Source organism: Oleiphilus sp. HI0117, from assembly GCF_001635235.1.
Window position 1 is genome coordinate 1 of the sequence record NZ_LWGA01000226.1, and the last position, 633, is coordinate 633.

Annotated in this window: 1 pseudogene; it reads left to right on the forward strand. The window is 44.7% G+C overall.

Annotated features, from left to right (window positions below):
• Positions 1-12 precede the first annotated feature (12 nt).
• Positions 13-633: pseudogene (locus A3757_RS02845) on the forward strand (urea ABC transporter permease subunit UrtB); the annotation flags it as partial.

Consider the following 633-nt stretch of genomic DNA (forward strand, 5'->3'; position numbering starts at 1 on the left):
GTGAATAACAAAGTGCGCTCTTATCTCCGTGGGGCAATTGCACGTATTCAGCTAAGTGCAAAGGACCCAGAGTTGCGTCTTTCAGCGCTCACTTCTTTACTATCAAGTTTGGATGAAAGCCTGATTGAAGCCATTCAAGCAGTGAAAGTGTCTGAGCAAGATGAAGAAGTATTGGAAATGATGGGGGTTGCACTTGCTATTTATGCCTTAGAAAACAGCAAAGTTCGCGAAGAACGACTGGCGTCAATTGAAACCCTGGCAGGTCGTTTGGAAAATGAGATTAAGAATCTGCTCGCCAAAATTGTTGAAAATGATAGTGATGAAGTCGTTGTGGCAGCGGCACAAAAGGCGTTAACACTGATTGAAGATCGAGTCGCTAACTTTCAGTTTGTCGATAAGCTCTTTTTCGGATTGAGCTTAGGTTCTGTCCTTTTGCTTGCTGCAATTGGCCTGGCAATTACCTTTGGCGTTATGGGCGTTATTAATATGGCGCATGGTGAGATGATCATGCTGGGCGCTTATACCACCTATGTGGTTCAGCTTCTGATGCCTAATGCTATCGACTATTCGATTTGGGTCGCTATTCCAGCTGCTTTCTTAGTCTCGGGTTTTGTCGGCATCTGCATTGAACGA